Source organism: Micromonospora sp. DT43 (genome assembly GCF_049841645.1).
GTDB lineage: Bacteria > Actinomycetota > Actinomycetes > Mycobacteriales > Micromonosporaceae > Micromonospora.
On the sequence record NZ_JBNCKR010000004.1, the window covers coordinates 110183 to 136662 of the forward strand.

The 26480-nt window shown below is 72.4% G+C and carries 25 protein-coding genes and 1 pseudogene; 15 read left to right on the forward strand and 11 right to left on the reverse strand.

The annotated features are described in order from the left end of the window. Window positions 1–5: 5 nt before the first annotated feature. On the forward strand, window positions 6–1004 hold the full coding sequence (gene tilS / locus ACLQ26_RS12020) for a tRNA lysidine(34) synthetase TilS (RefSeq protein ID WP_425744489.1): 999 nt from the start codon (window positions 6–8) through the stop codon (window positions 1002–1004). A gap of 26 nt (window positions 1005–1030) precedes the next feature. On the opposite strand, the gene ACLQ26_RS12025 is transcribed toward tilS, so the two are convergent. Further along, window positions 1031–1993, reverse strand: a complete 963-nt coding sequence (locus ACLQ26_RS12025) for a GlxA family transcriptional regulator (protein ID WP_425744490.1) — start codon at window positions 1991–1993, stop codon at window positions 1031–1033. A gap of 138 nt (window positions 1994–2131) precedes the next feature. Here ACLQ26_RS12025 and ACLQ26_RS12030 point away from each other — a divergent pair, with 138 nt between their 5' ends. From ACLQ26_RS12030 to folE, 4 genes are all read left to right on the forward strand, one after another. Continuing rightward, the gene (locus ACLQ26_RS12030; protein WP_425744818.1) at window positions 2132–2281 is read left to right on the forward strand and encodes a hypothetical protein; all 150 of its coding nucleotides are present in this window, start codon (window positions 2132–2134) and stop codon (window positions 2279–2281) included. Between the two features lie 100 nt (window positions 2282–2381). After that, on the forward strand, window positions 2382–2957 hold the full coding sequence (hpt, locus tag ACLQ26_RS12035) for a hypoxanthine phosphoribosyltransferase (RefSeq protein WP_030328005.1): 576 nt from the start codon (window positions 2382–2384) through the stop codon (window positions 2955–2957). A gap of 514 nt (window positions 2958–3471) precedes the next feature. Then, window positions 3472–5490, forward strand: a complete 2019-nt coding sequence (gene ftsH, locus ACLQ26_RS12040) for an ATP-dependent zinc metalloprotease FtsH (RefSeq protein ID WP_363686606.1) — start codon at window positions 3472–3474, stop codon at window positions 5488–5490. A gap of 35 nt (window positions 5491–5525) precedes the next feature. Then, entirely contained in the window at window positions 5526–6191 is a 666-nt protein-coding gene (folE, locus tag ACLQ26_RS12045) for a GTP cyclohydrolase I FolE (RefSeq protein ID WP_363686784.1), read from the forward strand. A 109-nt stretch (window positions 6192–6300) separates the two neighbouring features. Here folE and ACLQ26_RS12050 read toward each other — a convergent pair whose 3' ends face one another. Both ACLQ26_RS12050 and ACLQ26_RS12055 read right to left on the reverse strand, forming a co-directional pair. After that, window positions 6301–7020, reverse strand: coding sequence for a hypothetical protein (locus tag ACLQ26_RS12050; protein ID WP_425744491.1), 720 nt, complete (start codon window positions 7018–7020; stop codon window positions 6301–6303). 27 nt (window positions 7021–7047) lie between these two features. Then, window positions 7048–9609: an FtsK/SpoIIIE domain-containing protein gene (locus ACLQ26_RS12055; protein ID WP_425744492.1), complete on the reverse strand. Its 2562-nt coding sequence runs from the start codon at window positions 9607–9609 to the stop codon at window positions 7048–7050. Window positions 9610–9803: 194 nt separating this feature from the next. Here ACLQ26_RS12055 and ACLQ26_RS12060 point away from each other — a divergent pair, with 194 nt between their 5' ends. Further along, complete coding sequence (locus tag ACLQ26_RS12060; RefSeq protein ID WP_425744805.1) at window positions 9804–10361, forward strand: hypothetical protein; 558 nt, start codon at window positions 9804–9806, stop codon at window positions 10359–10361. Here ACLQ26_RS12060 and ACLQ26_RS12065 read toward each other — a convergent pair whose 3' ends face one another. The 7 genes and pseudogenes from ACLQ26_RS12065 to ACLQ26_RS12095 form a co-directional block, all read right to left on the reverse strand. After that, the gene (locus tag ACLQ26_RS12065; RefSeq protein ID WP_425744493.1) at window positions 10362–10961 is read right to left on the reverse strand and encodes a hypothetical protein; all 600 of its coding nucleotides are present in this window, start codon (window positions 10959–10961) and stop codon (window positions 10362–10364) included. Between the two features lie 13 nt (window positions 10962–10974). Next, a complete protein-coding gene (locus tag ACLQ26_RS12070) occupies window positions 10975–12150 on the reverse strand; it encodes a M23 family metallopeptidase (RefSeq protein WP_425744494.1) in 1176 nt (391 codons plus the stop codon). Next, window positions 12147–12704 carry a hypothetical protein gene (locus ACLQ26_RS12075; protein WP_425744495.1) on the reverse strand — a complete coding sequence of 186 codons (558 nt, stop codon included), beginning with the start codon at window positions 12702–12704 and terminating at the stop codon, window positions 12147–12149. Before ACLQ26_RS12075 ends, ACLQ26_RS12070 begins: the two co-directional genes overlap by 4 nt. Continuing rightward, window positions 12701–14659, reverse strand: coding sequence for an MFS transporter (locus ACLQ26_RS12080; protein WP_425744496.1), 1959 nt, complete (start codon window positions 14657–14659; stop codon window positions 12701–12703). The genes ACLQ26_RS12075 and ACLQ26_RS12080 overlap by 4 nt, the downstream gene beginning before the upstream one ends. Before the next feature lies 1 nt (window position 14660). Next, window positions 14661–18075, reverse strand: a pseudogene (locus ACLQ26_RS12085) (ATP-binding protein). Window positions 18076–18121: 46 nt separating this feature from the next. Beyond that, a complete protein-coding gene (locus ACLQ26_RS12090; protein ID WP_007466101.1) occupies window positions 18122–18484 on the reverse strand; it encodes a hypothetical protein in 363 nt (120 codons plus the stop codon). Window positions 18485–18497: 13 nt separating this feature from the next. After that, window positions 18498–18812 (reverse strand): hypothetical protein, encoded by a 315-nt coding sequence (locus ACLQ26_RS12095; protein ID WP_007466099.1) that lies wholly within the window; start codon window positions 18810–18812, stop codon window positions 18498–18500. Window positions 18813–19157: 345 nt separating this feature from the next. Between ACLQ26_RS12095 and folP the strand changes: the two genes are divergently transcribed. The 7 genes from folP to ACLQ26_RS12130 all read left to right on the forward strand — a co-directional run bounded on the left by folP (window position 19158) and on the right by ACLQ26_RS12130 (window position 23773). After that, entirely contained in the window at window positions 19158–20027 is an 870-nt protein-coding gene (gene folP, locus ACLQ26_RS12100; protein ID WP_425744497.1) for a dihydropteroate synthase, read from the forward strand. Window positions 20028–20073: 46 nt separating this feature from the next. Continuing rightward, on the forward strand, window positions 20074–20439 hold the full coding sequence (folB, locus tag ACLQ26_RS12105; RefSeq protein WP_425744498.1) for a dihydroneopterin aldolase: 366 nt from the start codon (window positions 20074–20076) through the stop codon (window positions 20437–20439). Beyond that, complete coding sequence (gene folK / locus ACLQ26_RS12110; RefSeq protein WP_425744499.1) at window positions 20436–20963, forward strand: 2-amino-4-hydroxy-6-hydroxymethyldihydropteridine diphosphokinase; 528 nt, start codon at window positions 20436–20438, stop codon at window positions 20961–20963. The genes folB and folK overlap by 4 nt, the downstream gene beginning before the upstream one ends. 19 nt (window positions 20964–20982) lie before the next feature. Further along, window positions 20983–21522 carry a DUF3180 domain-containing protein gene (locus ACLQ26_RS12115; RefSeq protein ID WP_425744500.1) on the forward strand — a complete coding sequence of 180 codons (540 nt, stop codon included), beginning with the start codon at window positions 20983–20985 and terminating at the stop codon, window positions 21520–21522. A 118-nt stretch (window positions 21523–21640) separates the two neighbouring features. Continuing rightward, window positions 21641–22855, forward strand: a complete 1215-nt coding sequence (locus tag ACLQ26_RS12120; RefSeq protein WP_425744501.1) for an ABC transporter permease — start codon at window positions 21641–21643, stop codon at window positions 22853–22855. 52 nt (window positions 22856–22907) lie between these two features. Then, on the forward strand, window positions 22908–23216 hold the full coding sequence (locus ACLQ26_RS12125) for a hypothetical protein (RefSeq protein ID WP_234587453.1): 309 nt from the start codon (window positions 22908–22910) through the stop codon (window positions 23214–23216). Between the two features lie 56 nt (window positions 23217–23272). Then, entirely contained in the window at window positions 23273–23773 is a 501-nt protein-coding gene (locus ACLQ26_RS12130) for a hypothetical protein (protein WP_425744502.1), read from the forward strand. 59 nt (window positions 23774–23832) lie between these two features. Here the strand turns inward: ACLQ26_RS12130 and ACLQ26_RS12135 are convergent, their stop codons facing one another. Then, window positions 23833–24837: an ABC transporter ATP-binding protein gene (locus tag ACLQ26_RS12135; protein ID WP_425744503.1), complete on the reverse strand. Its 1005-nt coding sequence runs from the start codon at window positions 24835–24837 to the stop codon at window positions 23833–23835. 2 nt (window positions 24838–24839) lie between these two features. On the opposite strand from ACLQ26_RS12135, the gene ACLQ26_RS12140 reads away from it, so the two are divergent. Further along, complete coding sequence (locus ACLQ26_RS12140) at window positions 24840–25526, forward strand: ABC transporter permease (protein ID WP_393297813.1); 687 nt, start codon at window positions 24840–24842, stop codon at window positions 25524–25526. Further along, complete coding sequence (locus ACLQ26_RS12145; RefSeq protein ID WP_425744504.1) at window positions 25523–26260, forward strand: ABC transporter permease; 738 nt, start codon at window positions 25523–25525, stop codon at window positions 26258–26260. The genes ACLQ26_RS12140 and ACLQ26_RS12145 overlap by 4 nt, the downstream gene beginning before the upstream one ends. The last annotated feature ends 220 nt before the right edge of the window (window positions 26261–26480 follow it).

Genomic DNA, 26480 nt, shown 5'->3' on the forward strand with positions numbered 1-26480 from the left:
CGCAGGTGGCCGCGCTCGCCCCGCCGGTGGCCGCGATCCGGGTGGCGGTCCGCCGCGCGCTGACCGGCCTGCCGTCCGGCGGCCCGGTGCTTGTCGCCTGCTCCGGTGGGGCCGACTCGCTGGCCCTGGCGGCGGCGACCGTGTTCGTGGCGCCCCGACTGGGTCGGCCCACCGGCCTGGTGACAGTCGACCACGGCCTGCAGTCCGGCTCGGAGCGGCGCGCGGAGGCGGTGGCCGCGTGGGCCCGCGAGGCCGGGTTCGCGCCGGTGCTGGCGGTGCGGGTGCGGGTGGCCGGGCGTCCGGGCGGCCCGGAGGCGGCGGCCCGGGAGGCCCGCTACGAGGCGTTGACCGAGGCGGCTCGGCAGCACCAGGCGGTCGCGGTGCTCACCGGGCACACCCGCGACGACCAGGCCGAGACCGTACTGCTCGCACTCGCCCGGGGCGCCGGCCCACGTGGGCTGGCCGGGATGCCCGACCGGCGGGACCTGGGCGGGGTGCCACTGCTGCGTCCGCTGCTGGAGATCGGCCGGGAGCAGACCCGCGCCGCCTGTGCCGCGCTCGGGCTCGACCCGTGGCAGGACCCGCACAACACCGACCGGTCGTACGCCCGCTCGCGGGTGCGGGCCGATCTGCTGCCGGCGCTGGTACGGGCGCTCGGGCCGGGCGTGGTGGACAACCTCGCGCGGACCGCCCGACTGGTGGCTGCGGACAACGCCGCGCTCGACGAGTTGGCGCATACGGCGCTGGCGGCGGCCCGGTGCCCCGACGGAGGGCTCTCCGTGCCCGTGCTGGCCGACCTTCCGCCCGCCGTGCGCGGTCGGGTGCTGCACTCCTGGGCGCGTGAGCTGGGGGCGCTGCCGAGCGCGCTGTCGCACCGGCACGTCGTCGCCCTGGACGCGCTGGTGACGGGCTGGCACGGTCAGGGCCCGACCGACCTGCCGGGCGGTCGCCGGGTGCTCCGCCGCGCCGACCGGCTGACACCTGTCGACTCCCCACCCGACTGAGGGGACCCCTCAACTGATGCCTCGGCTCAGGGGGTGTGCGCCCGGTCCCGGAAGGTGGTCCGGTAGCTGTGCGGGGTGGCGCCGACGCGGCGGCTGAAGTGGTGGCGCAGCGCGGCCGCGTCGCCGAAGCCGGCCTGGTCGGCGACGGCCTCCACGCTCAACGGGGTCTCCTCCAGCAGTCGCCGGGCGAGCAGCACCCGCTGGTTGGTGAGCCAGTCGTGCGGCGTGGTGCCGGTCTCGGCGCGGAACCGGCGGGCGAACGTGCGCGGGGCCATGCCGGCCCGGGCGGCCAGCTCCTCCACCGTGATCGTCCGGTCCAGGTGGCCCATCAGCCACTCCAGCACCGGCTCCAGTGTCGGCGCCTCGGGGGCCCGGGGGATGGGCGCCTCGACGTACTGCGACTGGCCGCCGTCGCGGTGCGGTGGGACCACCATCCGCCGCGCCAGGCGGGTCGCGGTGGCCGAGCCGTGCACCTGGCGGATCAGGTGCAGGCAGGCGTCGATGCCGGCCGCCGTGCCGGCGCTGGTGAGCAGTCGGCCGTCCTGGACGTACAGCGAGTTGCAGCGCACCCGGGCGCGGGGGTGCCTGTGTTGCAGCTCGTCGACGTAGCGCCAGTGGGTGGTGCACTCCCGGTCGTCCAGCAGGCCCGCCGCGCCGAGCAGGAAGGCGCCGGAGCAGACGCTGAACAGGTACGCACCTCGCGCGTCGGCGCGGCGCAGCGCGTCGAGCACCGGGTCGGGAACGACAGTGCCCTGACTGTGCGCGGGGACGGCCACCAGGTCCGCCTCCTCCAGCGGGCCGAGGTCGGCGTTCGGGGTGAGGTGGAAGCCGGAGGACGTGCGTACGGCGGCGCCGTCGGGGCTGCACACGTCGAAGCGGTAAGCGGGGAAGCCGTCGGCCGTCCGGTCGGTGCCGAACACCTCGGCCAGCACGCCGAGCTCGAAGGGAGCGACCTGGTCGAGGGCGAGGACGGCGACGGATCGGAGCATGTGACGAGGGTAACCCGAGAGGTGGCAGTAAATCGATGCCCAGTGGCATCCCTGCCACTGTCCGGGCGGGGCGAGCCGGCGCAGACTGGTCTCAGTCCGGTGCGCACCGGCGGCGAAACCGACAGCAACCATGCGAAAGTGAGCGCCGCCATGGAGTCTCTGCTCTTCCTCCTGTTCCTCGTCCTGCTCGTCGCCGCCTCGGCGGCCGGCCTCACCGCGGACAGCCACGACTCGGCCGACTGGAAGCCCAGCGAGGACGGCCGCCGCTGGCGATCTCGTACCAGCTGATGCCTTTGGCATCTTTTGCACCGAAAATCTCCGGCGGGACCGTGCCGAAAGGTGCGGCCCCGCCGACGAAGGCCATCCGACGTACGGCAGGCTAGGAGTCATGGCTGACGGCTCCTGGTACGACGCCGACATCGACCACGTGATCATTTCCGAGGCGCAGATCCGCGAGAAGACAGCGGAGCTGGCCAAGCAGGTCTCCGCCGACTACGCGCACGTGGGCGACGGACTGTTGCTGGTCTGCGTGCTCAAGGGCGCGGTGATGTTCATGGCGGACTTCGCCCGGGCGTTGGGCCGCAACGGCCCCCCGGCCGAACTCGACTTCATGGCCATCTCCTCCTACGGCCAGGGCACCACCTCCTCCGGGGTGGTCCGCATCCTCAAGGACCTCGACCGGGACATCGCCGGCAGGCACGTCGTGGTCGTCGAGGACATCGTCGACTCCGGGCTGACGCTCTCCTGGCTGCTGCGCTACCTGGAGTCGCGTTCGGCGGCGAGCGTCGAGGTGGTCGCGCTCTTCCGCAAGCCTGACGCGGTGAAGGTGCCGGTCCCGGTGAAGTACGTCGGCTTCGACATCCCCACCGAGTTCGTGGTCGGGTACGGCCTCGACTTCGGTGAGCGGTACCGGGAGCTGCCCTACGTCGGGGTGCTCAAGCCCGAGGTCTACGCCCGGTCCTGACGCCGGGCCCCCGCCCGTGGGTGCGGTGCGCCGACTCGAATCGGCGTTCATCAAGCCGACGTTCAGCGGGCTCTCAGTTCTTCCGGTTACCGTGGAGCCCGGTGGCGCGGAGGCAACTCCGCGCCCGGCCCCTCGACCGCGTGACCGGGCGTGCGGGTGGCCGGGCCGGATTCCCCGCCACGCCGGTTCTTGCCCGGACCCGCCGTACGTCTCGCGCGGGGCCGGCGGGGCCGTCCACGGAGCGCGTCGTCGATGGCGATGGAGAACCGGGGGCGGGGCTCGCAGGCTCGCTCGTCGCGTACACGGGCTTTTGATTGGTACACGACTGCGGGGCTCGCAAGCTCACTCCTCGCGTACACGGTGTACCGTCGAATGACCGCGGCGCGGCAGTTTTCGCGCTTCGGGGTCGAGGCCGGCCCGCACGGCGGCTCCGACGCCGCCCAGGGCGGCGACACCATCAGACGGTCAGGACGTCGATCAGGAGGATGCGGGCGCTCCGGCGCTCGACAACAGTATGGAACGTACGCGTTTCTTCCGCCGACCGGTGGTCTGGATCATCCTGGTCATCCTCGGCGCCGTTGTGCTCAGTCAGCTGTTCACCGCTGGTCCCAGCTACCACCGCGTGGACACTTCCGTTGCGCTCGACCAGCTCCACACCGCCCAGATCAACAAGGTCGTCTTCCAGGACAAGGAGCAGACGCTCCAGCTGGACCTGAAGAACAAGACCAAGTTCGGTGACACCAACACCAACCGGATCGAGGCCCAGTTCCCGTACCAGGCTGGGGACGAGATCTGGAACCAGGTGCTGGACGCCAAGGCTGCCAACCGGGTCACCGGCCCGGCCGACGCCAAGGTCTCGTCGGACAGCATCTGGGTGAGCCTGCTGGTCAACCTGCTGCCGATCGCGCTGCTCGTGCTCCTGCTGCTGTTCTTCATGTCGCAGATGCAGGGCGGCGGCTCCCGGGTGCTCAACTTCGGCAAGTCCAAGGCGAAGATGATCACCAAGGACACTCCGAAGACGACCTTCGCGGACGTCGCGGGTGCCGAGGAGGCCGTCGAAGAGCTGTACGAGATCAAGGACTTCCTGCAGAACCCCGCGAAGTACCAGGCACTGGGCGCCAAGATCCCGAAGGGCGTGCTGCTGTTCGGCCCGCCCGGCACCGGCAAGACGCTGCTGGCCCGCGCGGTCGCCGGCGAGGCCGGGGTGCCCTTCTACTCGATCTCCGGTTCCGACTTCGTGGAGATGTTCGTCGGTGTCGGCGCCAGCCGGGTCCGTGACCTGTTCGAGCAGGCCAAGACGAACGCCCCGGCGATCGTCTTCGTCGACGAGATCGACGCCGTCGGCCGGCACCGCGGCGCCGGCATGGGTGGCGGCCACGACGAGCGCGAGCAGACGCTCAACCAGCTGCTCGTCGAGATGGACGGCTTCGACACCAAGGGCGGGGTCATCCTGATCGCGGCCACCAACCGGCCGGACATCCTCGACCCGGCGCTGCTGCGCCCGGGCCGGTTCGACAGGCAGATCCCGGTGGACGCCCCCGACATGGAGGGCCGCAAGGCAATCCTGCGGGTGCACGCCAAGGGCAAACCGTTCACGCCAGACGTCGACCTCGACGCGGTCGCGCGACGCACTCCGGGCTTCAGTGGTGCCGACCTGGCCAACGTGATCAACGAGTCGGCCCTGCTCACCGCTCGTAAGGAGCAGCGCGCGATCAGCAACGACTCGCTCGAGGAGTCGATCGACCGGGTGGTCGCGGGTCCGCAGCGACGGACCCGGGTGATGAGCGACAACGAAAAGAAGATCACCGCGTACCACGAGGGTGGGCACGCGCTTGTCGCCTGGGCGTTGCCGCACGCCGCGCCGGTGCACAAGGTGACGATCCTGTCCCGTGGCCGCTCGCTGGGCCACACCCTGGTGCTGCCGACCGAAGACAAGTACACCCAGACCCGCGCCGAAATGATCGACACCCTGGCGTACGCGCTGGGCGGCCGGGCCGCCGAGGAACTGGTCTTCCACGAGCCCACCACCGGCGCCGGCAACGACATCGAGAAGGCCACCCAGCTGGCTCGCGCGATGATCACCCAGTACGGCATGAGCTCGAAGCTCGGCGCGATCAAGTACGGCACCAGCGGGGACGAGCCGTTCCTCGGCCGCAACATGGGCCACGAGCGGGACTACTCGGACTCGGTGGCCGCCGAGATCGACGGCGAGATGCGGGCACTTGTCGAGCTGGCGCACGACGAGGCCTGGGAGATCCTGGTGGAATACCGGGACGTCCTGGACAGCATCGTGCTCGAGCTGATGGAGAAGGAGACCCTCTCCACCGCCGACATGGCGCGGATCTGCGCGCGGGTGGTCAAGCGTCCGCCGCTGGCTCCGTACAACGGCTTCGGCAAGCGCCAGCCGTCCACCGAGCCGCCCGTGCTCACCCCCGCGGAGAAGGACAAGCTCAAGGCGCAGGCCCAGGCCGACGGCGCGCAGGCGTCGGTCGGCGGCGGGACGCCGTCCAACAACTCGGACGGCACGCACTGAGCAACGACCCGACGGCCAGCTCCCCGCACCGGGAGCTGGCCGTCTCCGCGACCGAACCCGACGGCGACGACGAGCTGGACTACGTGGCCGCACGGCTGATCAGCGGCAAGCTGACCGGCCGTCCGGTCGAGGACGCGGTAGACCTCGGCCGGATCGAGAAGGCCGTCCGGGAGATCCTGATCGCCGTCGGCGAGGATCCGGACCGCGACGGACTCCAGCAGACCCCGGCCCGGGTCGCCCGCGCGTACGCCGAACTCTTCGCCGGCCTGCGCGTCGACCCGGCCCAGGTGCTCAGCACCACCTTCGAGGCCAACCACGAAGAGCTGGTGATCGTCCGCGACATCGACGTGATGAGTCTCTGCGAGCACCACCTGCTGCCATTCCGCGGCAGCGCGCACATCGGCTACATCCCCGGCCCGGACGGGCGGATCACCGGCCTGTCCAAGCTGGCCCGCCTCGTGGAGGTCTTCGCCCGGCGACCCCAGGTGCAGGAGCGGCTCACCTCGCAGGTCGCCGACCTGCTGATGAGCAAGCTCGCCCCGCGCGGCGTCGTCGTCGTGCTCGAGTGCGAGCACATGTGCATGGCGATGCGCGGCATCCAGAAGTCCGGTGCCAAGACCATCACCTCGGCGGTGCGCGGCATCCTCCAGTCGGACTCCAAGTCGCGGTCCGAGGCGATGGCGCTGATCATCCCCCGCTGACCTTCCGGATACGACAACGGCCGGCCGACCCTTGCGGGGACGGCCGGCCGTCGCGTCTGCGGTGCTCTCTGGGCCGTGACGTCTTCGGCCCGGCCCGCTCGTCGGCCCGTCAGCCCGCCAGCAGGGCCAACAGCAGGCCGGCCGTGACCAGCACCGCCGGCACCAGGCAGACCAGCGCGCCGAAGCGCGTCGTGCGGTCCACCCGCTCGTCGGGGCTGACGCGGAACGCCCGCCCGACACCCACCCAGCCGACGCCGAAGGCGACCGCAGGCATCGGCAACCCGGCGATCAGGGCCGTCACGCTGGCCGGGCCCGCACCGGTCGCCGCGTACACCACCACCTGGATCAGCGGCACCAGCAGCGCCAGCGGCCCGTACACCAGGAGGTTGCGCGCCCGCGCGGGCCAGGACGCCGCCCGGAGGCCGCGACGCGCGGCCAACGCGGCGTCCGCCGCCTCGGCCCGACCCCGCGCGGCCCGCAGCGCCGCCAGCACGGCGGCCGGACCGCCGGCCATCGACCGGGCCGCCTCGGTCAGCTCCGGCGGCGACGGCACCAGCGAAATCGCCGGTACGCCCCGCTCCCGCAGCCGCTCCTGCTGACTCGCCAGCCCGGCCCGGACGACAGTCAGTTCCTCCCGAGCGGCCTCCGCCGAGCGGGCCTGCTCACCGGCGGCCGCAGCCGCCCCGCGACGGACCGCATCCAGCTGGCGCGCCGCCGCCAGGTAGTCGGACCAGCCGATGACGGGCTCCGCGGCGGGCACCGTGCTCTCGCCGTCCGAGCCGGCGGTTCGCTGTCGCCCCGGCCCCGTCACCGTCGCGTTCGACCCCATCTCGACACCTCCCGCCCGCACGCCCGCTCACCCCACCCCGTCGGCGAACGGCACCAGGACGGTGCCCCGCTCATCCGGACCGTCCCACAGCGCCGCCCGATCCGGGTGCGCCCGCCACTCCACCGCTCGGCCGAAGACCGCTGCGAGTTGCGCGGCCGGCACGTCCAGCACCACGACGGCGGCGAGCTTGTCGACCCCGCCGTCCGGCTCGAGCAGCGCGGCGAACGGCGGCACCGCCCGCCACCAGCCCAGGAGATGCCGGCCCGTCGGCGGCCCGTCCCGCAGCAGCGCTCGCAACCGGTCCGCCGGCAGCTCCCGTGGCCCCGGCCGATCCAACCCGAAGACCACCAGGTACGTCGGCAGCTCCCCATCGGTGTCCGCGAGAAGCGTCGGCACGTCCACCAGGCGGGCCGGATGTCGGGCCGCCAGCTCGGCCGTCAACGCCTCCGCCAGCGGACGTGCCCCCTGGTCCGGCGCAGCCACCAGGAACCGGGCGGTGCCCGGCGCATGGTGGGCCGCGGTGCTCCGGGCCGCCGTCGCCAACAGGCCACCCGCCGCCGGCCCCGAGCCCAGCACCGCGAGGTTGCGCCCGGCCGCCGGCCCCAGCGGAACGGCAACCGTCGTACGGGCCACGTCCACCGCCCGGCCGAGCAGAGCGGCCGGCCCGTGTGCCCGGCCCGCGAGAGCCGCCCGGTGACGCGGGTCGTTGTTCAACAGCGGGCGAGCGTACCCGGCGAACACCACAGGTGGCGTCGACCCGGCCGGGCGGGCCGCCCACAGCTCGTGCCGCAGTCGCTCGACGACCTCCGGATGGTCCAGCGGATCCGGGTGCCGGATCAACCGTTCGTGGCCACGGATCGCGCCCCGGGGACCACCGAGCCCTCCTGCGGTGTTCACCACCGCGCTGCCCACCGGTAGCCCCGCGGCCGAGTCGTTTGTCGGCTCCAGCACCGGGCTGCCGCCCGGCAACGCCACACGCACCGGGAACTGCCCGAGCACCGAATCCCGGTGCCCAGCATCCGCGCGGGCACTCAACCCCAGCTCACCCGCGCCGGCCAACACCAGGTGTACGCCGTACGCCCGGCCGGCGCGCGCCAGCCCATCCACCTGCGCGGTCAACTCGGCGGCCAGCCGATCCCGCTCGGCGAAGAGCAGCGGCGCATTGTCCACCACACAGACGATGCGGGGCAGCGAGCGGTGCTGGCGCAATTCCGTGAAGCGCTGCCCACCAGCCCGCCCGGCAGCCTCCGCACGGCGCTGCACCTCGGCCGTCAACTCGTCGAGCAGATCCCGGACGTACTCCCGGTCGGCGGCCATGGCCGCGGCCCGCACCTGCGGGATCCAGGAGCGGTCCCGCTCGGTCTGCAGGAACTCCACGAACGACTCACCGTCGCCCAGATCCGCCAGGTAGAGCGCCAGGTCGTCCGGGCCGTAGCGGGCGGCCAGCCCCAGCAGCGCGGTGGTCAGGAACGCCGCACGACCCGCCCCGGACCGGCCGCTGACCAGCCAGTGCGGGGTCAACTCGGTAAAGCCCAGCGGCACCGGACGGCCCCCGGCGTCACCCACCATCGTGGTGAGGCTGTCCGTGGAGTCCGCCTCCCAGAGCCGCTCACCCGTCGCCGGCAGCAGATCCGCCAATGCCAACCGTGAGCCCGCCTCCACCTGGGCGGCGAGCCGTCGACAGACCGCGTCGACGAGATCCGCAGGCGGGTCCGTCTCCACGAAGACAGGTGAGTTCAACCCGCCCGGTGGTTCTGCCCCGGGGTTTGCGAACGACGCCCCCGGCGGATCGCCGAGCAACGCGTACGCGTTGCGTAGCACCAACGACGTGGCCTGCGGCAACGGCGGCCGGGACGCGTACGGGCCCGGCGGCGGCCAGCCGGCCACCACCAGGTGCAACCCGGCAGGGGGCCCCTGCTCGGCCAGCGCCTCGATCCGCGCCAGATCGGTCGGGCCTGTCGACTCCGGCAGTGCGGCGACCACCAGCAGCAGGGTGCGATCGTGGCGACGACGCCCGCTCGCACCCGGGGTCACCCACTGCTCCGCCTCGGTCAACACCGACCGCAGGCCCGCGACGTCCACCGCCGGTGGCGGCAACAGCCCGGCATCGGCCAGCGCGCCGAACGGCGTGAGCACGGCACCCGTGGCATCCACCGCCCGCACCAGCAGCGCACCCGCAGGAGTCCCGCCCAGCAACCGCAGCAGCACCGCCCGCAGCAGCGCCGCCACCCGGGGCTCCCGCGCATCGGCGTCCACACTCAGGTGCCCGGCCCCGATGAGCGGCACGAGCGCGGGGAAGCGGGCGTCATCCAACGGCGCCGCAGTACCCACCCGCACGAAGGGCGGTGGGCCATCACCCGCCGGAGAATCCGCAGTGAGCGAGTCGAGGCTGGCACCCGACCAGCCGGGGGCCAACCGCGAGGCCACCACCCGCAGTCGGTCGGCCAACTCGTACTGGCGGCGCTGATCCGCAGGGGCCGGTCGCGTCTCGTCGAGGATGCCGGCGGCGGCTGTCACGACCGCTGCGGCCCGCCTGTGCAGCGCCGCAGCGCGGTTCGTGCGTGCCTTCGGACCGGCCACCGTGTCCACCCCCTCACCCGAGGTTGGCAACCCCTCCCCGCGCAGTGACGGTATCCCAGCCAGGGCCGCTCCTCCGGGAGGTACCGCGGCGGTGCGCCGGTGTTGTCGCGGATCTCACCGGTGGGGAGGGATCCGTCACGATCCGCTGGATCTGAGGCATTGGCTCCGGGCCCTCCAGCCGTTAACTTCAGGAGGTGGAATCAGTGCAGCCCCCAGCCGGTTCCCAGGTCTCCCGCGTACCGGCCCAACGGACCCCCTCCGAGCAGCTGCCGCCGGCCCCACCAGCGCCGGCGCCACAACCGCGCCGCCGCCGACTGCGAACCGTGCTCACAGTGGTTGGTGGGGTGCTCGCCCTGCTCTGCCTCGGTGCGGTGGCGACGGGCTACGTGCTGTACAACCGAGCGGCCGCCCCCGACCGCAGCGCGCCCGACGTGGTCGTTGACAACTACCTGCGGGCGTTCCTCGTCGACCGCAACGACGCGCGAGCCGACCTGTACACGTGCGAGGGCGGCGCACAACTGGAGTCACTTCGTGCGCTACGCGCCGACCTGCTTGCTCGTGAGGATCGCTTTAAAGTCACGATCTCGATCAGTTGGGGCAGTCTTGGCTTCCAGGAGCAAGGAAACACTGCTGACGTTCAGGTCACGTTAGTTATCTCGGCTCTGGTGGACGGCATAAGGCAAAGCGAACGCCAGTCCTGGCAATTCAACACCCGGCTAGGCGAAGGGTGGCGGGTATGCGGCGGACAACCTGGGGCCTGATCACTCGATCCATAGCAGATGGACTGGGACTTCCAGAGTGGTGGGTGACTGGCCGCGCCAGGCCCAGCGATACCACTCCACCTCGGGCGTGATCCGTACGCAGATGTCGCCCTCGGCACCGGAGTAGGTCTCGGTGACGGCCCGCATGTCCCGATGTTCCAGCCCACCCTCGACGTGCACCACCCGGCGTCCGGTGACCGCGTCCGCCTCGAAGACGGGTGTGGGGGACCGGTGGGACGGCCCGTCCAGCGAGACCAGCCGGATACCGGTATCCCGGTTGCCGTCCGATCCGGGCCGTTCACCGACCGTCTCCACCCAGACCCGCTCCACAGGCACCAGCGGCGCGAACACCTCGACCTGGTCGGCCTCGGCCCGGTACCACTCGTGTTCGGGGATGACCGGCACGTAGGTTCGGGCGCTCTGCACGACCCGGTCGTCCGCGCGTAGGTCACCTCGCCAGCCCAGCCCGGGCAGGCCGACAAGCACCCGCTGCCCACGTAACTCCACGCGACCGGTGGCGGGCACGATGGCGAGCGGGCGCGGTGGCCGGGGCGCCCAGTCAGGCTGGTCGGCGAACGGGTCCGGCAGCGGTCCGGTCATGCCGGTGAAAGCCTCACTCCGCGGCGCGCAGCGGGGCACCCCGCTCGCGCATGAACGGAATCGGGTCGATCGCGCCCCGGCTGGACCGGTCGTTGCGCAGGTGCACCTCGAAGTGCAGGTGCGGCCCGGACGAGTTACCGCTGCTGCCGACCTGCCCGATCACCTCGCCGGCCGGCACGATCTGATCGGGTTTGACCCGCGGATGGACCACCATGTGGCAGTACCGGGTGATGTAGCCGCCGGCGTGCAGCACGTCGACGAACCATCCGCAGCCGCCCTTGCCGGGGTACCCGTCCACGTCGCAGTTCCGCCGTCCGCGGTTGTCCGGGTCGCAGCGGGCGACAAGCACCCGACCGGCGGCTGCGACACGGATCTCGGTGCCCTTGGCGGCCCCGATGTCGACCCCGTTGTGGCTGGGGCGGTCGGCCGTCCGGAAGCCCGAGCCGACGTCGCCGGAGATGGGCGCCGTCCAACCCGAGGCGGCGATCTCGCCACGCTCCGCGGCGTCGCACACCGCCTTGCCGTTGATCTCGACGGTGCGGGCCGCGCCACCGGCCAGCGCGTCCACGATCCTGCTGGCCAACTCCTCGTGCTTGGCGTACGCGTCCGGATAGGCGCTGACCTGGACCTGCTGGGCCACGACGGTAAGCGGTCGGCGCTGCCAACTGCGGACCTTCACGAGCTTCTCGTAGAACTTCCGGGCCGTGTACGCGGGGGTCATCCGCTCGGCGACCGAGCCCCATCCCGGCCGCTGCTGGAACAGACCCAATGAGTCGTGGTCCGCGCCGACGCCCTCGTGCGGCAGGGCGAGAGAGGCGGGCACGCCGGTGTTCGCCAGGTTACGCAGCGCGGACTCCTGCATCGCGGTGGCGAGGGCGATCACCCAGCCACGCGAGGGCACCCCCATGTCCTGACCGACCTTGATGATGATCGCGGCGTTGCGGATCTGAGCGTCGCCGTACTCGCTGAATCGGGGCAGTTCGCCGACGACGTCCACCGGACGCACCGGGCCGCAGCCCCAGCCGGCCATGGTGTCCCCGTCCTCGGCGTCGCCGCCGAGACCGCTGAGAAAGAACGCCGCGGTGCCCCCGGTACAGCAGAGCAGGAGCAGCACCCCGGTGAGCACTGAGGCGATGACGCCGACGCGGATCGGCCGGCGAACAGCACGCCCTGCGCGCCCGGTTGTCACTGTCGCTCCCAGTCGACCACGTCGACCAGCCAACCCTCGTCCGCCACCACCAACTCCAACCGGAGCCGTCCGGTGTCGAGCGGCAGCAGCACCTCGACGAACGTGTCGGTCCGCGACCGCACCGACGGTGGGCCGGTCACCTCCTCGGCGGGTACTCCGCCGGGCTCGGCGCCGGCCAGCTTCTCGGTCAGGGCCGGGGTCGACAACGGACGCAGGCCGGCCTGCCACTGGTCCGCGGTCATGCCGGGTCGGCCGAGCCAGGCGGAGGCGAACCGGCCGGCGGTCTGCTCCGGTGTGCGGGCACCGGGCCGGGTCACCGGCGACGGCGGAGCCTCCGTCGAGGTCACCCCGTCGTCACCGGCCGTCGGGTCGACGGTGGTGATCGGCCGGTTCGGCCGACTGCTCAGCCCGTCCGCCGGGTCCGACGGCCCGGACGCCAGGCGTGCCGCACCAATCACCCCGAAGACGAGTACCGCGATCACCACCGCCACTCCCAGCCGGGACCGCAGCGCCCGGGTGAAGAGGAATTCCAGGGCCCGTCGCATCGCTGTCACCGAGCCTCGGAGCGCACCCGCGGTCCGGTGCGGTCCGGCGCACGTTCGGCGGACCCCGGTCGGTAGACCACGAACGACGGGTTCTCCGACGGCACATCCGGCTCGGTCCAGGTCGCCGGCTGCCGTCGACGGGGCTGCGGCGGCACCTGACGACCCCGGTTACCGCTCTCCGTCGTCGGCGCCTCGTCGGCGCGTTCCTGACCGTCCGGTCGGCCGTCGCCGGCGCGTCCGCTCGCCGCCGGGGCCGGCGTCGGCGCGGGGGCCGGGTCTTCCCGACGCGCCTCCGGGCGCAACCGGGTCTGCTCGGCCTCCGGCGACCGGCGGCGTCCGCCCACCGGCTCCAGCGTGCCGCCGGGCTCGGCCACGTCGAGCCGGGCCGCCGTTCGCATGTCCCGGAAGAACCGGCGGTGCCAGGACCCCGCCGAGCTGACCGCCTCGCTGCTGTCCTTGCCGCCGAGCTGGGTGATGCGCCGGTACGGCCGTAGTAACAGCCAGCCGACCACCCCGCACAACCACATCAGCACCACCTGGAGCCAGCCGGGCAGTGTGGGCGTACTCATGATCAGATCGACCGCGAACAGGTAGATGGCGGCCCCGGTGCCGAAGATGGCGATGTTGAAGATCGCGGCGACCACCGCGTTCGCGAGTCGCCGCAGGCCTGCACTCGCCGGCCGGAGCAATCCCACCGTGCCCAGGATGGGTGCCGCGATCACCGCCCACCGGAAGATCAGGAAGCCCAGCAGGACCAGTAGCGACGCCGTCAGGTCGAACATGGCGAACAGCACCGAGGCCAGCACCGCGATGAATCCGGCACCCACCCGATCCATGTCCCGGACGCCCTGGAGATACTCGTACGCCTCCGGATCCTCGGTCTGGATCTGCTCGGCCACCCGCGCCCACTGCTGCTGCTTGGCCTTGATCGTCGCCTCCCGGGTAGCCGGGTTGGCGCGCAGCTTCTCGACCTCGTCCCACGACAGCGCCTTGGCGTCGTACAGCGCTGGGCCGTATTTACGGGCCGTCTCACTGTCGGCCGAGCCGAGCACACCCCGCAGCCAGTTCCGGTAGAGCATCGCCTCGGTGGCGGTATCGCTGGCTCGCACTGCGGGTGGCCGTTTGTCGACACAAGCGTCCGGGTTGGGAAGAGCGCATCGGTCCGGCGGAGTATCCCGGGCTGCTGGGCCAACCGCGTCGTGCACCACTCCCAGTGAGGTGACCAAAGTGCCGTCCGCGATGTTCGCGGACTTCACCGGCCAGGCTGCGAGCGCGGTGACCGCCACCATCACCAAGAGAGCCCAGCCGGCGGTGGTCATGGCGTTGCTCATGTCCGACTGTCGGGATCGCCAGAGCAGGTAGAGCCCCACCACACACAGCGTGATGATCCCGAAGACGCTGAACACCTTCTCGTAGACGGACTTGGTCGCCTTCTCGACCAGCGGGTCGGCCCAGCCCCACATCGAGCCGGGGTCCCAGGCGCGTTCTCTGAGCGCGTTGGAGGCGCCCACGACGGCGGTGGCAACCATGAACTCGCCGTTCGCCACTGTCGTGGTGAACTTGTAGTCCGGATGCAGGACCGACGACGCGCAGCCACCGGGAATGTCGTACGTCGGATAGCTGTATCCGGCGTAGCCGTAGTCGCTGTAGAGCCCCTTCGGCCCGAGTTGCTTGGCGGAGTCCGGACGACCGGCGAACCAGCCGCCCAGGCCGGAGTCCGGCGTGCCTGGGGTTGGCGCGTTACGGCACTTGACCTCGTCCTCGCTGACCGCCTGAAGTTTCCCTACACAGGCCCGGAAGTCGGCCTGCCACTCCGCAGTCGTGCAGAGGTCGGCGCGGACCTGGGCGACGGGTGGGGAGGCCGAGGCCGCTTCCGCGCCCAGCAACGGCCAGCTGAGGGTGGCCCCGGCCAGCACGCCGAGCGCGAGCAGGAACGACGTGATCCGTGCCCGCGGCCCAGCCATGTCACGCCTCCAGATCCGGCAGGGAGATGCTCGGCAGGACTCCGGCCGCCGCGGCGATCGCGGCAGGCGTCGTGTCGAGGTGGTCCAGCAGACCTTCGACGTACGAGACGTCGACGCGGACCTTCTGCACTCGGCCGTCGACGTCGCGCATCACGAACTCGCGGAAGCCGAGGCGGTTGGCCGAGTTGGTGTCGGCGGCGGAGAGCGAGGCCAGGGTGGCCTCGTACCCGTCGTTGACCGGCACCCGCAGCAGCCGCAGCGCTTCGGAGGCGATCTCGGCGTCCTCGGCGATCCGGCCGACGAAGACGGTGGAGACCAGGTTCTGCACGTCGAGGCCAAGGATGTCGCGGGGGTTCTGCGAGGCGACAAGCGCGGCGAGGTTCCACTTTCGGGAGTCCCGGGCGAGCCGGACGAGGAAGGAGCGGCCCGACCGCCAGCCCTCCATGAAGTGCGCCTCGTCGAGGCCGACGAGCTTGCGCGACGACATGGCCCCGCCGTAGCAGCGGCGGACGGCGAGCCGGTGCGCGGTGTGCAGCATCGGCAGGGCGAGCGCTTCCTCGGCCGACCAGTACTCTCGTTCGATCTTGAGGTCGGGCAGCCGGAGCCCGGCCATCGTGATCACGGTCAGCGCGGCGTCGGCACCGAGCAGACCCTCCGGCGGCCGACCGAAGAAGAGCATGGCCAGCGGCATCTCGGCGGTGTCCAAGAGGAGGTTCGCCAGCTCCTTACCGGCGTCGTCGTCGAGTCGCCCGAGGCAGCTCACCACGTCGTCCAGGGTGGACGTCTCCTCGGCGGGAACCTGCCGGACGGCGTGCCGGAACAGGGTGGCGGTGGATGCCTCCCGGGCCACCTGCGGCGGCACGAGCATCATGCAGATGTCCTGGACCAGCATGCGCCGCTCGGCGCGGGCGTTGGAGACCGCGATCTCGAACTCGCGGTCACCGGCGGCGCCGGTGGCGAACTCGCTGCGCAGCGGCGTGGGGATGAGTGAATAGGGTGCCAGGGTGCCGTGCTCCGAACCGGTCAGGTTCAGCACCCGGGAGTACGGCCGCAACTCGGGCATGGCGCAGAGTCGGGCCAGCGGCCCGGAAGGGTCGAGCAGGGTCACCTGGACCCCTCGCCGGGCGGCGAGATAGCCCAGCGCGCCGAGCAGCGTCGACTTGCCACCACCCGGCTCGGCCACGAAGACCGCGAGCCCGGAGCGTTCGCGTACCTCCATGGGGAAGTGCAGGTCGAGGAAGACCGGGCGGCGGCAGGTGCCGGCGGTACGCCCGATCAGGTCGCCTCGCCGGTCACCGACGGTGGAGGCGGCCTGGGGAAGCGCGGCGGCGAGCAGCGGGACCGGCATCCGGCGGACGTAGCCGGTGTTGGCGATCGGCTCGCCGGGGATGAACTCGCGGGCCAGCCAGTCCTGGTTCTTCGGGTGTTGCAGGGAGGATGCGTAGCTCCCGGGAGTAGAGCTGGATGAGCCGACGGGCCCGCTCCAGGCACTCCTCCCTGGTCCGGCCGCCGACCGCGATGCGGTGCCAGCCGTGGGCGCGGGCCGAGTCGACGGGAAGCCCGGTGGTCATCTCGTCGCCGATCACCAGCGCCCGCTTGGCGAGCCGTTCCAGCTCCGGGGGCGCGTCGATGCCGTGCTCGGCGTAGTCGAGCTGCTGGGACCGGATCATCCGCAGCCGGTGTTCGAGGTTGCGGAACGAGTCGCCCGAACCGAGGATGTCGACCCGGGTGGAGATCTCCATCGGCCACGGCAGTCGTTCGTGGAAGTGCAGCCAGGGCTCGTGGCGTTCCGGGATCTCCAGCGGTTCCATCCGGCCGACGGCGAGCACGGCCACGTGCCGCTCCTCGCCGGTCATCCGGTTGACCAGCTTCACCGTCGAGCCGTACGGGGTGCGGTAGCGCTCGACCTGCTCGGTCAGGGCGAGCAGGTCACCGCGCTCCCAGCGCCCGTCGGTCACCGGGGAGAGCCGACCCGGGGGCGACATGCAGAGCGCCACCGAGCGGTAGAGCAGCCACTCCAACTCCTGGGCTGTGACTCGTCGGCCGCGCATGCCGAACGCCCCGAGAACCTCGTCGAACTGCTCCACGGTGCGGCCCAGCTTGCGGCGCTCGCCGTCGGCGGTGCCCCGGCCGAAGGTGCGGAGCAGTCGTTCGGTCATGGAGTCGCCGAGGGAGCGGCGGGCGAAGGTGACGCCCAGGTAGGTCTGCCCCTCGGCGTGGTTGACGGCCATGAGGTGCCGCTGGGCGGCGACCAGGTGGTCCGCCCAGCCGGTGGTGCCGGCGACGTCGGGCAGCGGCGCCGGGGTGTGCGTGTCGATGGTGCGCGCCCACTCGTCGGCGGGGAAGGGGCGGGTCGTCCGCCGCAGATGGAGCCGGAAACCGGCCAGGCCCGCGTACTGCTCGGAGATCGCCGACAGCAGCGCCTCGCGCTCGGCGTCCGGGCGGAAGGCCCAACGAACCTCGGGCAGCCAGTACCAGGCGGTGACCGTGTGCGGGGTGAAGGTCAGGTGGCCGGCAATCTCGGTGATGGCCAGCTCGACCGACGGATCCCGGTCCCCGAATTTGAACTTCGGGGCGCGGACCCGGGTCGGCTTGATCGGCCGGTCCTGGCGGCTCGCGGCCCGCTGGCGGGGTGGTGCGACTTCTTTCCCGGCCTCCTTGGGCCGCTCCGACCCGGGACGGCGGGGTGCCCGCTCCAGGGCCGGCCGGTCGCTCGGAGCGGCGCTGGTAGGCCGTTCCGCAGGCGCGGTCGACCGGTCTGCCGGGACCATCGCGGCGTTCGGTCGCTCCACCGGTGCCGTCGTCTGACCGACGGGTGCGGCGCTGGATGGGCCGGTGTCGGCGTCCGTGCCCCACGACCGGCCGTGGGTGGCCGTCGACGTGGACGAATCCGTGGCCGTCGGCTCGGGGTCGTCCGCGGGGTGCCGCATCGGTCGTCGCTCGCCCACCTGGTGCGGCACACGAGATTCACCGGCCGGGTGGGCGGCGCCCCGTCGATCGCTGGCGGGCCGGTCGTCGGGCGTCCACGGTGGCTCCAGCTCGGGAGTCGGTCGGGCCGGCGCCGGGACGACCGCGGGCGGCTGCTGCGGGGCCGTCGGCTGCTCCTGTGTCGCGGGGCCTGCTGTCACAGCACGCTGACCACCGGGTCGCGCGCCACCGAACAGGTCCAGGAACGGTGAGTCGATGTCGGCGTTCTCGCCGGCCGAGACCGCGCTGGGCTCGGCGGCCGGCGCTCGGCGGGTGACCGGGCGAGGCGCCTGGAACACGCCGACCGCGCCGTGGCCGGGTGAGGTCACCAGCGCGGGGTCGAGCGCCACCTCGTCCTCGGCATCGGGGTAATCGAATGACTGCGCACGGTGACCGGCCGGCGCCGCCGGGCGGCCGGCCGGGGGACCCGGCGTGGAAGAGCGACTCATGCCACCTCACCCGCGTCGTGCGACGGACCGCTCGGCGTACGCCCGGTCATGCCAGTTCCTCCCGGATCCTGATCCGGCTGCCGACCAGACGCGGGTCGCGCTGCTCGATCGCCGGCTCCCGGGTGCGTCGCCAGTCGGTAAGCGCGGTGCGGATGACCACCCGCGCCGGCCGGTCGGGGTCGACGTGCCGGAAGATGAATGACGTGGTCACGATGGCGAGCGCGATCTCCCAGGCGGGGAACAACTCGACAGTCAACGTGAACAGCCAGTGGATGAACATGTAGAGGGGCACGAGCAGCATGAAGAGCCCGTACTGGGCGTAGGGCAGGTGGACCGGAAGGGTGTAACCGGGCGGCCCGAGGTAGACCAGGCGGGCCCGGTAGATGTCGTCGTCGGTGCGCAGCCGCATCTGGTGAACGCGCCTATTCGAAGATCAGGTCGATCAGGTAATCGCCGACGAAGAAGAGTGTTGCCGCGCCGGCGATGAACGCCAGCCCGACGATGGCGATCGCGGAGCTGGTCAGGACCTTGGAAATCTCGCCGCGGCTGGCGCGACCGATGAAGATGACGCCCAGGACGGCGAGCAGGATCGGCGCGATCTTGCTGGCGAAGAAGGTGACGACGCCGCTGGTGTCGATCCCCTTCGGTGCCGGCTCGGCGAGCGGAGCTGACGCCAGGGTGGAGAGCGCGTGGGCGACGCCGGACGACGCCGTCTCCATGAGCTCGAAGGCGATCACTGGAACCTCCCCATATCGCGGCCGGCGGTGCCGCGGCGGTGCAGTAGGCAAGCCTGGCGGGAAATGTGCGCGCAGGGCGCAGCGTTCTCGACCCTGCGTTCGTTACTCACCACGGAGCGTGGCGAGCTTTGGGCGGTTTTTCCCCGCTTCGGCCCTCCCTCCAGGCTTCGCCATCTCGATGCTGGCCAATTCCAAAGCGTACGGGCCGCCCCGGATTGCGACAAGCCGCGAACGGGCTGCCCGTTACTGCCCAGACGACCGATCGTACACCTGTTCTAACATGCACCTCAGGGCCGGTCGACCCGGGCCGCCGGGTGCCGCCGCCGCGACCGGTACCGTCTAGAGGTGACCGATCTGGTACGGGCTCCGGGCCCGGTGGTGATGGGCGTCCTCAACGTCACGCCGGACTCCTTCTCCGACGGCGGACGGTACGCCGACCTCGACGCGGCCGTCGGACACGGCGTCCGTCTGCGCGAGGCCGGGGCGCACCTGGTCGACATCGGCGGCGAGTCGACCCGTCCGGGCGCCGAGCGGATCGACGCGGTGACCGAGGCCGAGCGGGTTCTGCCGGTCATCCGCGAGCTGACCGCCGCCGGCGTGCCGGTCAGCATCGACACCAGCCGGGCGCGCGTGGCCGAGGCCGCGGTGGGTGCCGGCGCGGCGGTCGTCAATGACGTCTCCGGCGGATTGGCGGACCCCGACATGGCCCGCGTCGTGCGCGACGCCGGCTGCCCCTGGGTTCTGATGCACTGGCGTGGCCATTCCCGGCAGATGCGCGACCTGGCCAGCTACACCGACGTGGTGACCGACGTGCGGGGCGAGCTGGCCCAGCGGATCGACGAGGCGCTGGCCGCCGGGGTCGCCCAGGACCGCATCGTCATCGACCCCGGCCTCGGCTTCGCCAAGACCGCCGCTCACAACTGGGAGCTCAGCGCCCGCCTGCCGGAGCTGCTGGACCTCGGGTATCCGCTGCTCTTCGGCGCCAGCCGCAAGTCCTACCTCGGTCGACTGCTCGCTACCGCCGACGGCACACCGCGACCCACCGCCCAGCGCGAGGCCGCCACCGTGGCCACCAGCGTGCTGGCCGTCGCGGCGGGCGCCTGGGGCGTACGCGTGCACGACGTGCGGGCCACCGTGGACGCGCTCGCCGTCTGGGCCGCCACCGGCAGCCCGCGCCTGGTCCCCACCCGCCCCGGCGACGGGCGACCCGGATGAGCAGCGCACGCGCCACCACCGCGCGCCGGCGACGAGAGGGAAAGCGATGACCGACCGGATCCAGCTGACAGGCCTGCGGGCCCGCGGCCGGCACGGGGTGTACGACTTCGAACGGGCCCAGGGACAGGACTTCGTGGTCGACGCCGTCCTGGAGTTGGACCTCGCTCCGGCGGCGGCCAGCGACGACGTCACCGCCACGGTCCACTACGGCGAGCTGGCCGAACGTCTGGTGGCGGTGGTGACCGGCGAGCCGGTCAACCTGATCGAGACCCTCGCCGACCGGCTGCTCGCCGTCTGCCTGGCCGACGTGCGGGTCGTCGCCGCCACGGTCACCGTGCACAAGCCGGAGGCGCCGGTGCCACACACGTTCACCGACGTGGCCGTCACCATGACCCGGACGCGGACCCGATGACCCGGGCCGTGCTCTCACTCGGCAGCAACCTCGGCGACCGCCTGGAGCACCTCCGGACGGCCGTCGCCACGTTCGGCGACTCCGTGCTGGTGATCTCCGGGGTGTACGAGACTCCACCGTGGGGTGACGCAGACCAGCCCGCGTACCTCAACGCGGTGCTGCTGGTCCAGGACGCCGCCGCCACGCCGCGCGACTGGCTGGAGCGGGCCTGGGCCGCGGAGCGCGTGGCCGGCCGGGTTCGCGACCCGCAGCGACGGTTCGGGCCGCGCACCCTCGACGTGGACGTGATCGCGGTCTGGGGCGACGACGACGAGCCGGTGCTCAGCGACGAGGAGGAGCTGACCCTGCCGCATCCCCGGGCGCACCTGCGCGCGTTCGTGCTGCGACCGTGGATCGACATCCAGCCGTACGGGCGGTTGCCCGGCCACGGCTGGCTGACCGACCTGCTCACCGCCGGCCCGGCCGCCGACGACGCGTTGGAACTGCGTCCCCGGCCGGAACTGGCGTTAGAGTCGACGGCATGACCGAGTGGAGCCGGCCGGTATGACGCAGGCGAAGTCCCCACCACCGGGCGGGCCGGGCCCGGACCGGTCGCGGATGGGCCCCACCCGGATCTCGACCCTGGTCGTGGTCGCCCTGGGTGCGGCGGCGGTGGCCTGGCTGCTGATCAGCACCTTCTACTACAGCGGCATTCCCCGTCTGCCGTGGCTGCCGGTGGTGACACTGGCCGCGCTCGCGGTGCTGGAGGCGTACGCCGCCGTCAACACCCGCGGTCGCATCGAGCGCAAGCCCGGCCGTGATCCGGTGAACCCGCTGATGGTCGCCCGGTTCGTGGTGCTGGCCAAGGCGTCGGCGTTGGCCGGGGCCATCTTCGCCGGTTTCTACGCGGGGCTCGGCGGGTGGCTATTCGTCGAGACCACCCGGGCCGCCATCGGGGACCGACCGGCCGCCGGGGCCGGGCTGCTGGCGTCGCTGGCGCTGGTCGGGGCCGCACTGTGGCTGGAGCGTTCCTGCCGGGTCCCGGAGCGCCCGGACGACGAGCACGAGCCCGACCAGCGCCAGAGCCGCCCCGGCCAGCGCTGAGCAGGGGGTTACGCCTGGCTCCGGGCGCGGGTACGGTGCCTCCGATCGGAGAGCAACGGCCGCCCCCGATCCGTCCGTGCGCCGGACCGGGACGGCCGGCCACTGGGGAGGCGGCGCCATGGGTTACGAAGACACGGGCCGGGACCGGTCGGTCGAACCCTCGTCCGGGGTTCCTGCCGCCGTCCTGGAGAACGTCTTCGACGATCCGACCCACGGCGAGCCGGGTCGGGACCGCGTCGGCGTGCACGTGTACTGGGAATTCCTGCTGTTGGTCGGTCTCGTCGCCCTGGGCTGGCTGCTCTGGCGGGCCGACCCGGACGCGCTGCGCGGCGCCGGCCTGCGCGCTTTGCTGGTCGGCGCGGTCAGCCTGGGACTGCTCGCTCTCGCCGCCGGGCTGAGCCTGCGCGCCGCCGTGCCCAACCTGGCCGTCGGGCCGGTCGCGGTCGCCGCCGCGCTGCACTACGCGGAACAGGGCGACAGGGGTCTGGCGGCGTCCGTGGGGTCGGCTGTCGTGGTCGCCGCTGTGGGTGGTCTCGTGTTGGCGCTGGCCGTGGTGGCGTTGCAGGTGCCCGCCTGGGCGGCGAGCCTGGCCGGAGCGGCCGGAGTCGTCGTGTACATCGAACGCCGGTCGACGTCGATCCTGGTGCAGGGGGACTACGACCCGAGGCGTACGGCCGGCTATCTCTTCGCCGGGTTCGCCGCCGTGGCGGTCCTCGGCGGTCTGTTCGGCACGATCAGGTCGATCCGCCGGCTGGTGGGTCGGTACCGGCCGGTGGCCGACCCGGCCCGTCGCCGGGGTGCGCTGGCCGCCGTGGTCGCCGCCGTCGCACTGGTCGGCTCGACGGTGCTGGCCGCGCTCGCCGGTGTCCTGCTCGCCGCCAACGGCCCCGGGGCGGTCACACCCACCTCCGGGCTGGACTGGACCGTACTGGCCGTCGGCGTGTCCCTGCTCGGCGGCACAAGCGCGTACGGCCGCCGCGGCGGGGTCTTCGGTACGGTGCTGGCGGTCGGCCTGGTCACCGTCTTCCAGGAGTACGCGCCGGAGCGCGACCTGACGGTGAGCCCCTGGACGGTCGGCGGCGTGGCGCTCGGCGTCGGGTTGTTGGTGACCCGGCTGGTCGAGAGGTTCGGGCGGCCCCGGCCGGACGGCGTGGAGAAGCCCGAACCGGTCGGCGACGGCACGATCAGCACGGGGTGGAACGTGCCCCGGGCGCAGCCGGCCGACAACTGGCCTCCGACGCTGCCGACACCGCCCGCCCCGGAACCGGCCGATCCGTGGCGTGACCCCCGCTGGGAGACCGGCCCGCGGCGGTGGGACGCCGACGACAGGTGAGCCGTGTCCCGTCCGCCGAGCCGGGGCTGATCTCGACCGTTAGGCTCGCCGCATGACCGACACACCTGCCGCCACCCCCGGCGGAACCTCGTTCGAGGAACTCGACGCGCTGTCCACGGAGGAGCTGCGGGAGCGGGCGTTCGCCCGGGCCCGGGAGCGTCGCGACGTGGGGTTCTACTGGTCGGTGCTGCGGCACCTGCCGAACGCGGACGAGGCCACGGTGCTGGACGGCGCGCCGAACTCGATCGGCCCTACCATCGACGAGGCGAACGCCCTGTGGCGGGAGTTGACCGGGCACGGCTACGAGGAGTCGGCGCCGTTGCTGCGGGCCGCCTTCATCGACTACCTGCTGAAGCACTGAGCCGTTCGGGGCAGCCCAGGTCGACCCGGCCGGCCGGCACGGGACCTGGGCGGATCATGGGGTTCTTCCGTGCCGGCCCGGTCAGCGGCTACGGGACGGCGGCCGGCACCGGCGCGCTCGCCGCGCTGCTACTGGTGGGCATCTGTGGCAGCCCGGCGTACACCGGCTGGGCCGCCGCGACGCTTACCGACCCGGACTCGGCCGGTGGCTTCTACCTGCGCCTGCTGGCCTGGCCGGCCTGGCGGCTGGACGCGGACGGGCAGGCCGGTGGCCTGTTCGCCGCCGACCTGCGGGCCGTCGCGCTTGTGGTCCTCGCGGTGGCGCTGCTCTATCTGCTGCCCGCCGCGCAGGTGGCCCGGGTGCCCGGCCCGGTCAGCCAGTTCTTCTCCGGTTGGGCGGCGTACGTGCTGGCCGGCGGGCTCGCCGCCGTGCTGGCGGCGCTGCTCGGCCCGGACCCGTCGCTGCTGACGGCGCTGCGGGACGCCAGCAGTGGCGCCGGCTACGGCTTCCTCACCGGCTGGATCATCGGCACCGCGAGCCTGGGCGGGCGCGCCTGACCGGACGGCGTCAGCGGGAACTGCCGCCGCCGGCCGGGTCAGGGGCTCAGCCGCACCGGTCAGCCCGTCGAGCGGCCCAGATCGAGCAGGCGCTGGCGGCTGAGCGCGCCCACCGGGCGGCCGTCGTCGGTCACGACGAGCCGGTCCCGTCCCGACGTGAGCAGCACCGCCAGCGCGTCGTACGCCGTGCCGTCAAGCGCCACGGTGGGCAGATCCGCGGGCGCGTCACCGGGCACCGGCTCCAGGGACTCCCGGTCGAGTGGGGTGACCACCAGCCGGCGGATGCCCCGGTCCGCCCCGACGAACTCGCTGACGAACGGGGTTGCCGGTGTGCCGAGCAGGGCGGCCGGCGTGTCGTACTGCTCAAGATGCCCGCCCTGGGAGAGCACCGCGATCCGGTCGCCGAGCCGGACGGCCTCGTCGAGGTCGTGGGTGACAAGCACGATCGTCTTGCGGACCTCGGCCTGGAGGCGGAGGAACTCCTCCTGCAGACGGGCCCGGACGATCGGGTCCACGGCCGAGAACGGCTCGTCCATCAGCAGCACCACCGGGTCGGCGGCGAGCGCGCGGGCCACGCCGACCCGCTGTCGCTGCCCACCCGACAGCTCGTGCGGGTAGCGGCGGCCGAACTGGGCCGGGTCCAGGCCGACCAGGTCGAGCAGCTCGTCGACGCGGGCCCGGGTGCGATCCCGGGACCAGCGAAGCAGGCTCGGGACGGTTGCCACGTTCGCCCGGACCGTCTGGTGTGGAAAGAGGCCGACGTTCTGGATCACGTAGCCGATCCGGCGGCGTAGTCGCACCGGGTCGACGTCTGTGACGTCCTCGTCGCCGAGCATGATCCGTCCGGCCGTCGGCTCGATCAGGCGGTTGATCATGCGGAGCACTGTCGACTTGCCGCAGCCGGACGGACCGATCAGCACCACCAACTCGCCGGCCTTGACGTCCAGGCTCAGCTCCCGTACGGCCTCGGTGCCGTTCGGGTAGCGCTTCTGGATGCCCTGCAGGGAGATCGACGCCGCGCGAGGGGATTCGGCCACGCCGGCAGCCTCCGGGGTAACGTCCACGTATGTCCTTCCGCCTGAGCTACCGGGCCGACCCGGGTAACCCCTGGTTCTCCTGGCAGTACGTGCGGGACAACTCTGACACGATCCTCGCCGCCGTGCGTGAACACGCCTCCCTCACGGGCCGCGCGGTGTTGATCGCGGTGTTGATCGCCCTGCCGTTGTCCGTGCTCGCGTACTGGGTCCGCCCGCTGGCCGGCCCGATCCTCGGCGTCACCGGTGTGATCTACACCATTCCGTCACTGGCGCTGTTCGCGTTCATCGCGCCGTACCTGGGCACCGGCGCCACCACAGTGCTGGTCGGGTTGGTCCTGTACGCGCTGCTGCTGATCGTCCGCAACGTGGTGGCCGGGCTCAACCAGGTGCCGCCGGAGGTCGGCGAGGCCGCCGAGGGCATGGGCTACGGCCGGTGGCGGCGGCTGTTCCGGATCGACCTGCCGCTTGCCATCCCCGGCATCCTGACCGGGCTGCGACTGGCCACCGTGTCGACTGTCGCGCTTGTCACGGTCGGGGTGCTGGTGGGCCACGGCGGCCTCGGCCAACTGATCTTCGCGGGCTTCCAGAACAACCTCTACAAGGCCGAGATCATGACCGGTACGGTGCTCTGCGTGGCGCTCGCGGTGCTGCTGGACCTGCTCCTGGTCCTCGTCGGCCGGCTGGTCACCCCCTGGTCCGCCCGGGGCGCCCGGTGAGCGGCGCGGCGAACCCCGTGCACCAGGCGGTGCTCTGGCTCAACGACCCACTGAACTGGAGCAACCCGGGCGGCATCCTGGATCGGCTCGGCGAGCATCTGACGATCTCCGCCCTGGCGGTGGCGCTGGGCTGCCTGGTGGCCTGGCCGGTCGGGCTGTGGCTCGGGCACGCCGGCCGGGGAGGTGGCCTGGTGGTGCTGGTGTCCAACGCCACCCTGGCCATCCCCACCCTGGCGCTGCTGACCATCCTGCCGCTGACGTTCCTCGGCTTCGGGCGTACGCCGGTGGTGGTGGCGCTCGCCGTCTTCGCCGTCCCGCCGCTGCTGGCGAACGCCTACACAGGCGTACGGCAGGCCGACCCGGAGGCGCGCGACGCGGCACGTGGGATGGGCCTGTCCGGTGGGCAGTTGCTGCGTCGGGTGGAGCTGCCGCTCGCGGTGCCGTACCTGGCGGCCGGCTTCCGGACCGCCGCCGTGCAGGTCATCGCCACGACCGCGCTTGCCTCGTTCGTCAACGGTGGTGGCCTCGGCGAGATCATCCGCACCGGCTTCGGTCTGAGCATCGCCGCCGGTGGCGGGCAGATCGTGGCCGGCGGTGTGCTGGTGGCCGGGCTGGCGCTGCTGGCCGAGCTGCTCCTCGGGATCGTGGAACGCCTGGTCACTCCCCGTCCACTGCGACGCGGGCGACAGCGCTCGGGCCGTGCCCGGCCCGCCGACGCCACCGGCCGCGCCTGACGCGCGTCGCCGGGTGGTCCGTCCGGGTGAGTGGACGCCGAAGCGGCGACCAGCGAGGGGCCGATCGGTGACGATGCGGTGACGAAGCCCATCTCAGGTTGTCGGTCGCTCGCGGACCATGTTGGGTGGAAGTTGCGGGCGGCCGACAGTCAGGATCGCCCGTCGGACACGCGGCCGGCCCGGGACGGGCCGCGCCGGGACACGGAAGGCGGGCGGCACA

Excerpts from the sequence above, each read along its gene's own strand:
- ACLQ26_RS12120 (WP_425744501.1), top strand. The coding sequence starts at position 21,641 with ATGGGTTACGAAGACACGGGCCGGGACCGGTCGGTCGAACCCTCGTCC.
- ACLQ26_RS12050 (WP_425744491.1), bottom strand. The coding sequence starts at position 7,020 with ATGGGGTCGAACGCGACGGTGACGGGGCCGGGGCGACAGCGAACCGCC.
- ACLQ26_RS12140 (WP_393297813.1), top strand. The coding sequence starts at position 24,840 with ATGTCCTTCCGCCTGAGCTACCGGGCCGACCCGGGTAACCCCTGGTTC.
- ACLQ26_RS12065 (WP_425744493.1), bottom strand. The coding sequence starts at position 10,961 with ATGACCGGACCGCTGCCGGACCCGTTCGCCGACCAGCCTGACTGGGCG.
- ACLQ26_RS12125 (WP_234587453.1), top strand. The coding sequence starts at position 22,908 with ATGACCGACACACCTGCCGCCACCCCCGGCGGAACCTCGTTCGAGGAA.
- ACLQ26_RS12080 (WP_425744496.1), bottom strand. The coding sequence starts at position 14,659 with ATGGCTGGGCCGCGGGCACGGATCACGTCGTTCCTGCTCGCGCTCGGC.
- folK (WP_425744499.1), top strand. The coding sequence starts at position 20,436 with ATGACCCGGGCCGTGCTCTCACTCGGCAGCAACCTCGGCGACCGCCTG.
- hpt (WP_030328005.1), top strand. The coding sequence starts at position 2,382 with ATGGCTGACGGCTCCTGGTACGACGCCGACATCGACCACGTGATCATT.
- folB (WP_425744498.1), top strand. The coding sequence starts at position 20,074 with ATGACCGACCGGATCCAGCTGACAGGCCTGCGGGCCCGCGGCCGGCAC.
- ftsH (WP_363686606.1), top strand. The coding sequence starts at position 3,472 with ATGGAACGTACGCGTTTCTTCCGCCGACCGGTGGTCTGGATCATCCTG.
- ACLQ26_RS12130 (WP_425744502.1), top strand. The coding sequence starts at position 23,273 with ATGGGGTTCTTCCGTGCCGGCCCGGTCAGCGGCTACGGGACGGCGGCC.
- ACLQ26_RS12025 (WP_425744490.1), bottom strand. The coding sequence starts at position 1,993 with ATGCTCCGATCCGTCGCCGTCCTCGCCCTCGACCAGGTCGCTCCCTTC.
- ACLQ26_RS12115 (WP_425744500.1), top strand. The coding sequence starts at position 20,983 with ATGACGCAGGCGAAGTCCCCACCACCGGGCGGGCCGGGCCCGGACCGG.
- ACLQ26_RS12090 (WP_007466101.1), bottom strand. The coding sequence starts at position 18,484 with ATGCGGCTGCGCACCGACGACGACATCTACCGGGCCCGCCTGGTCTAC.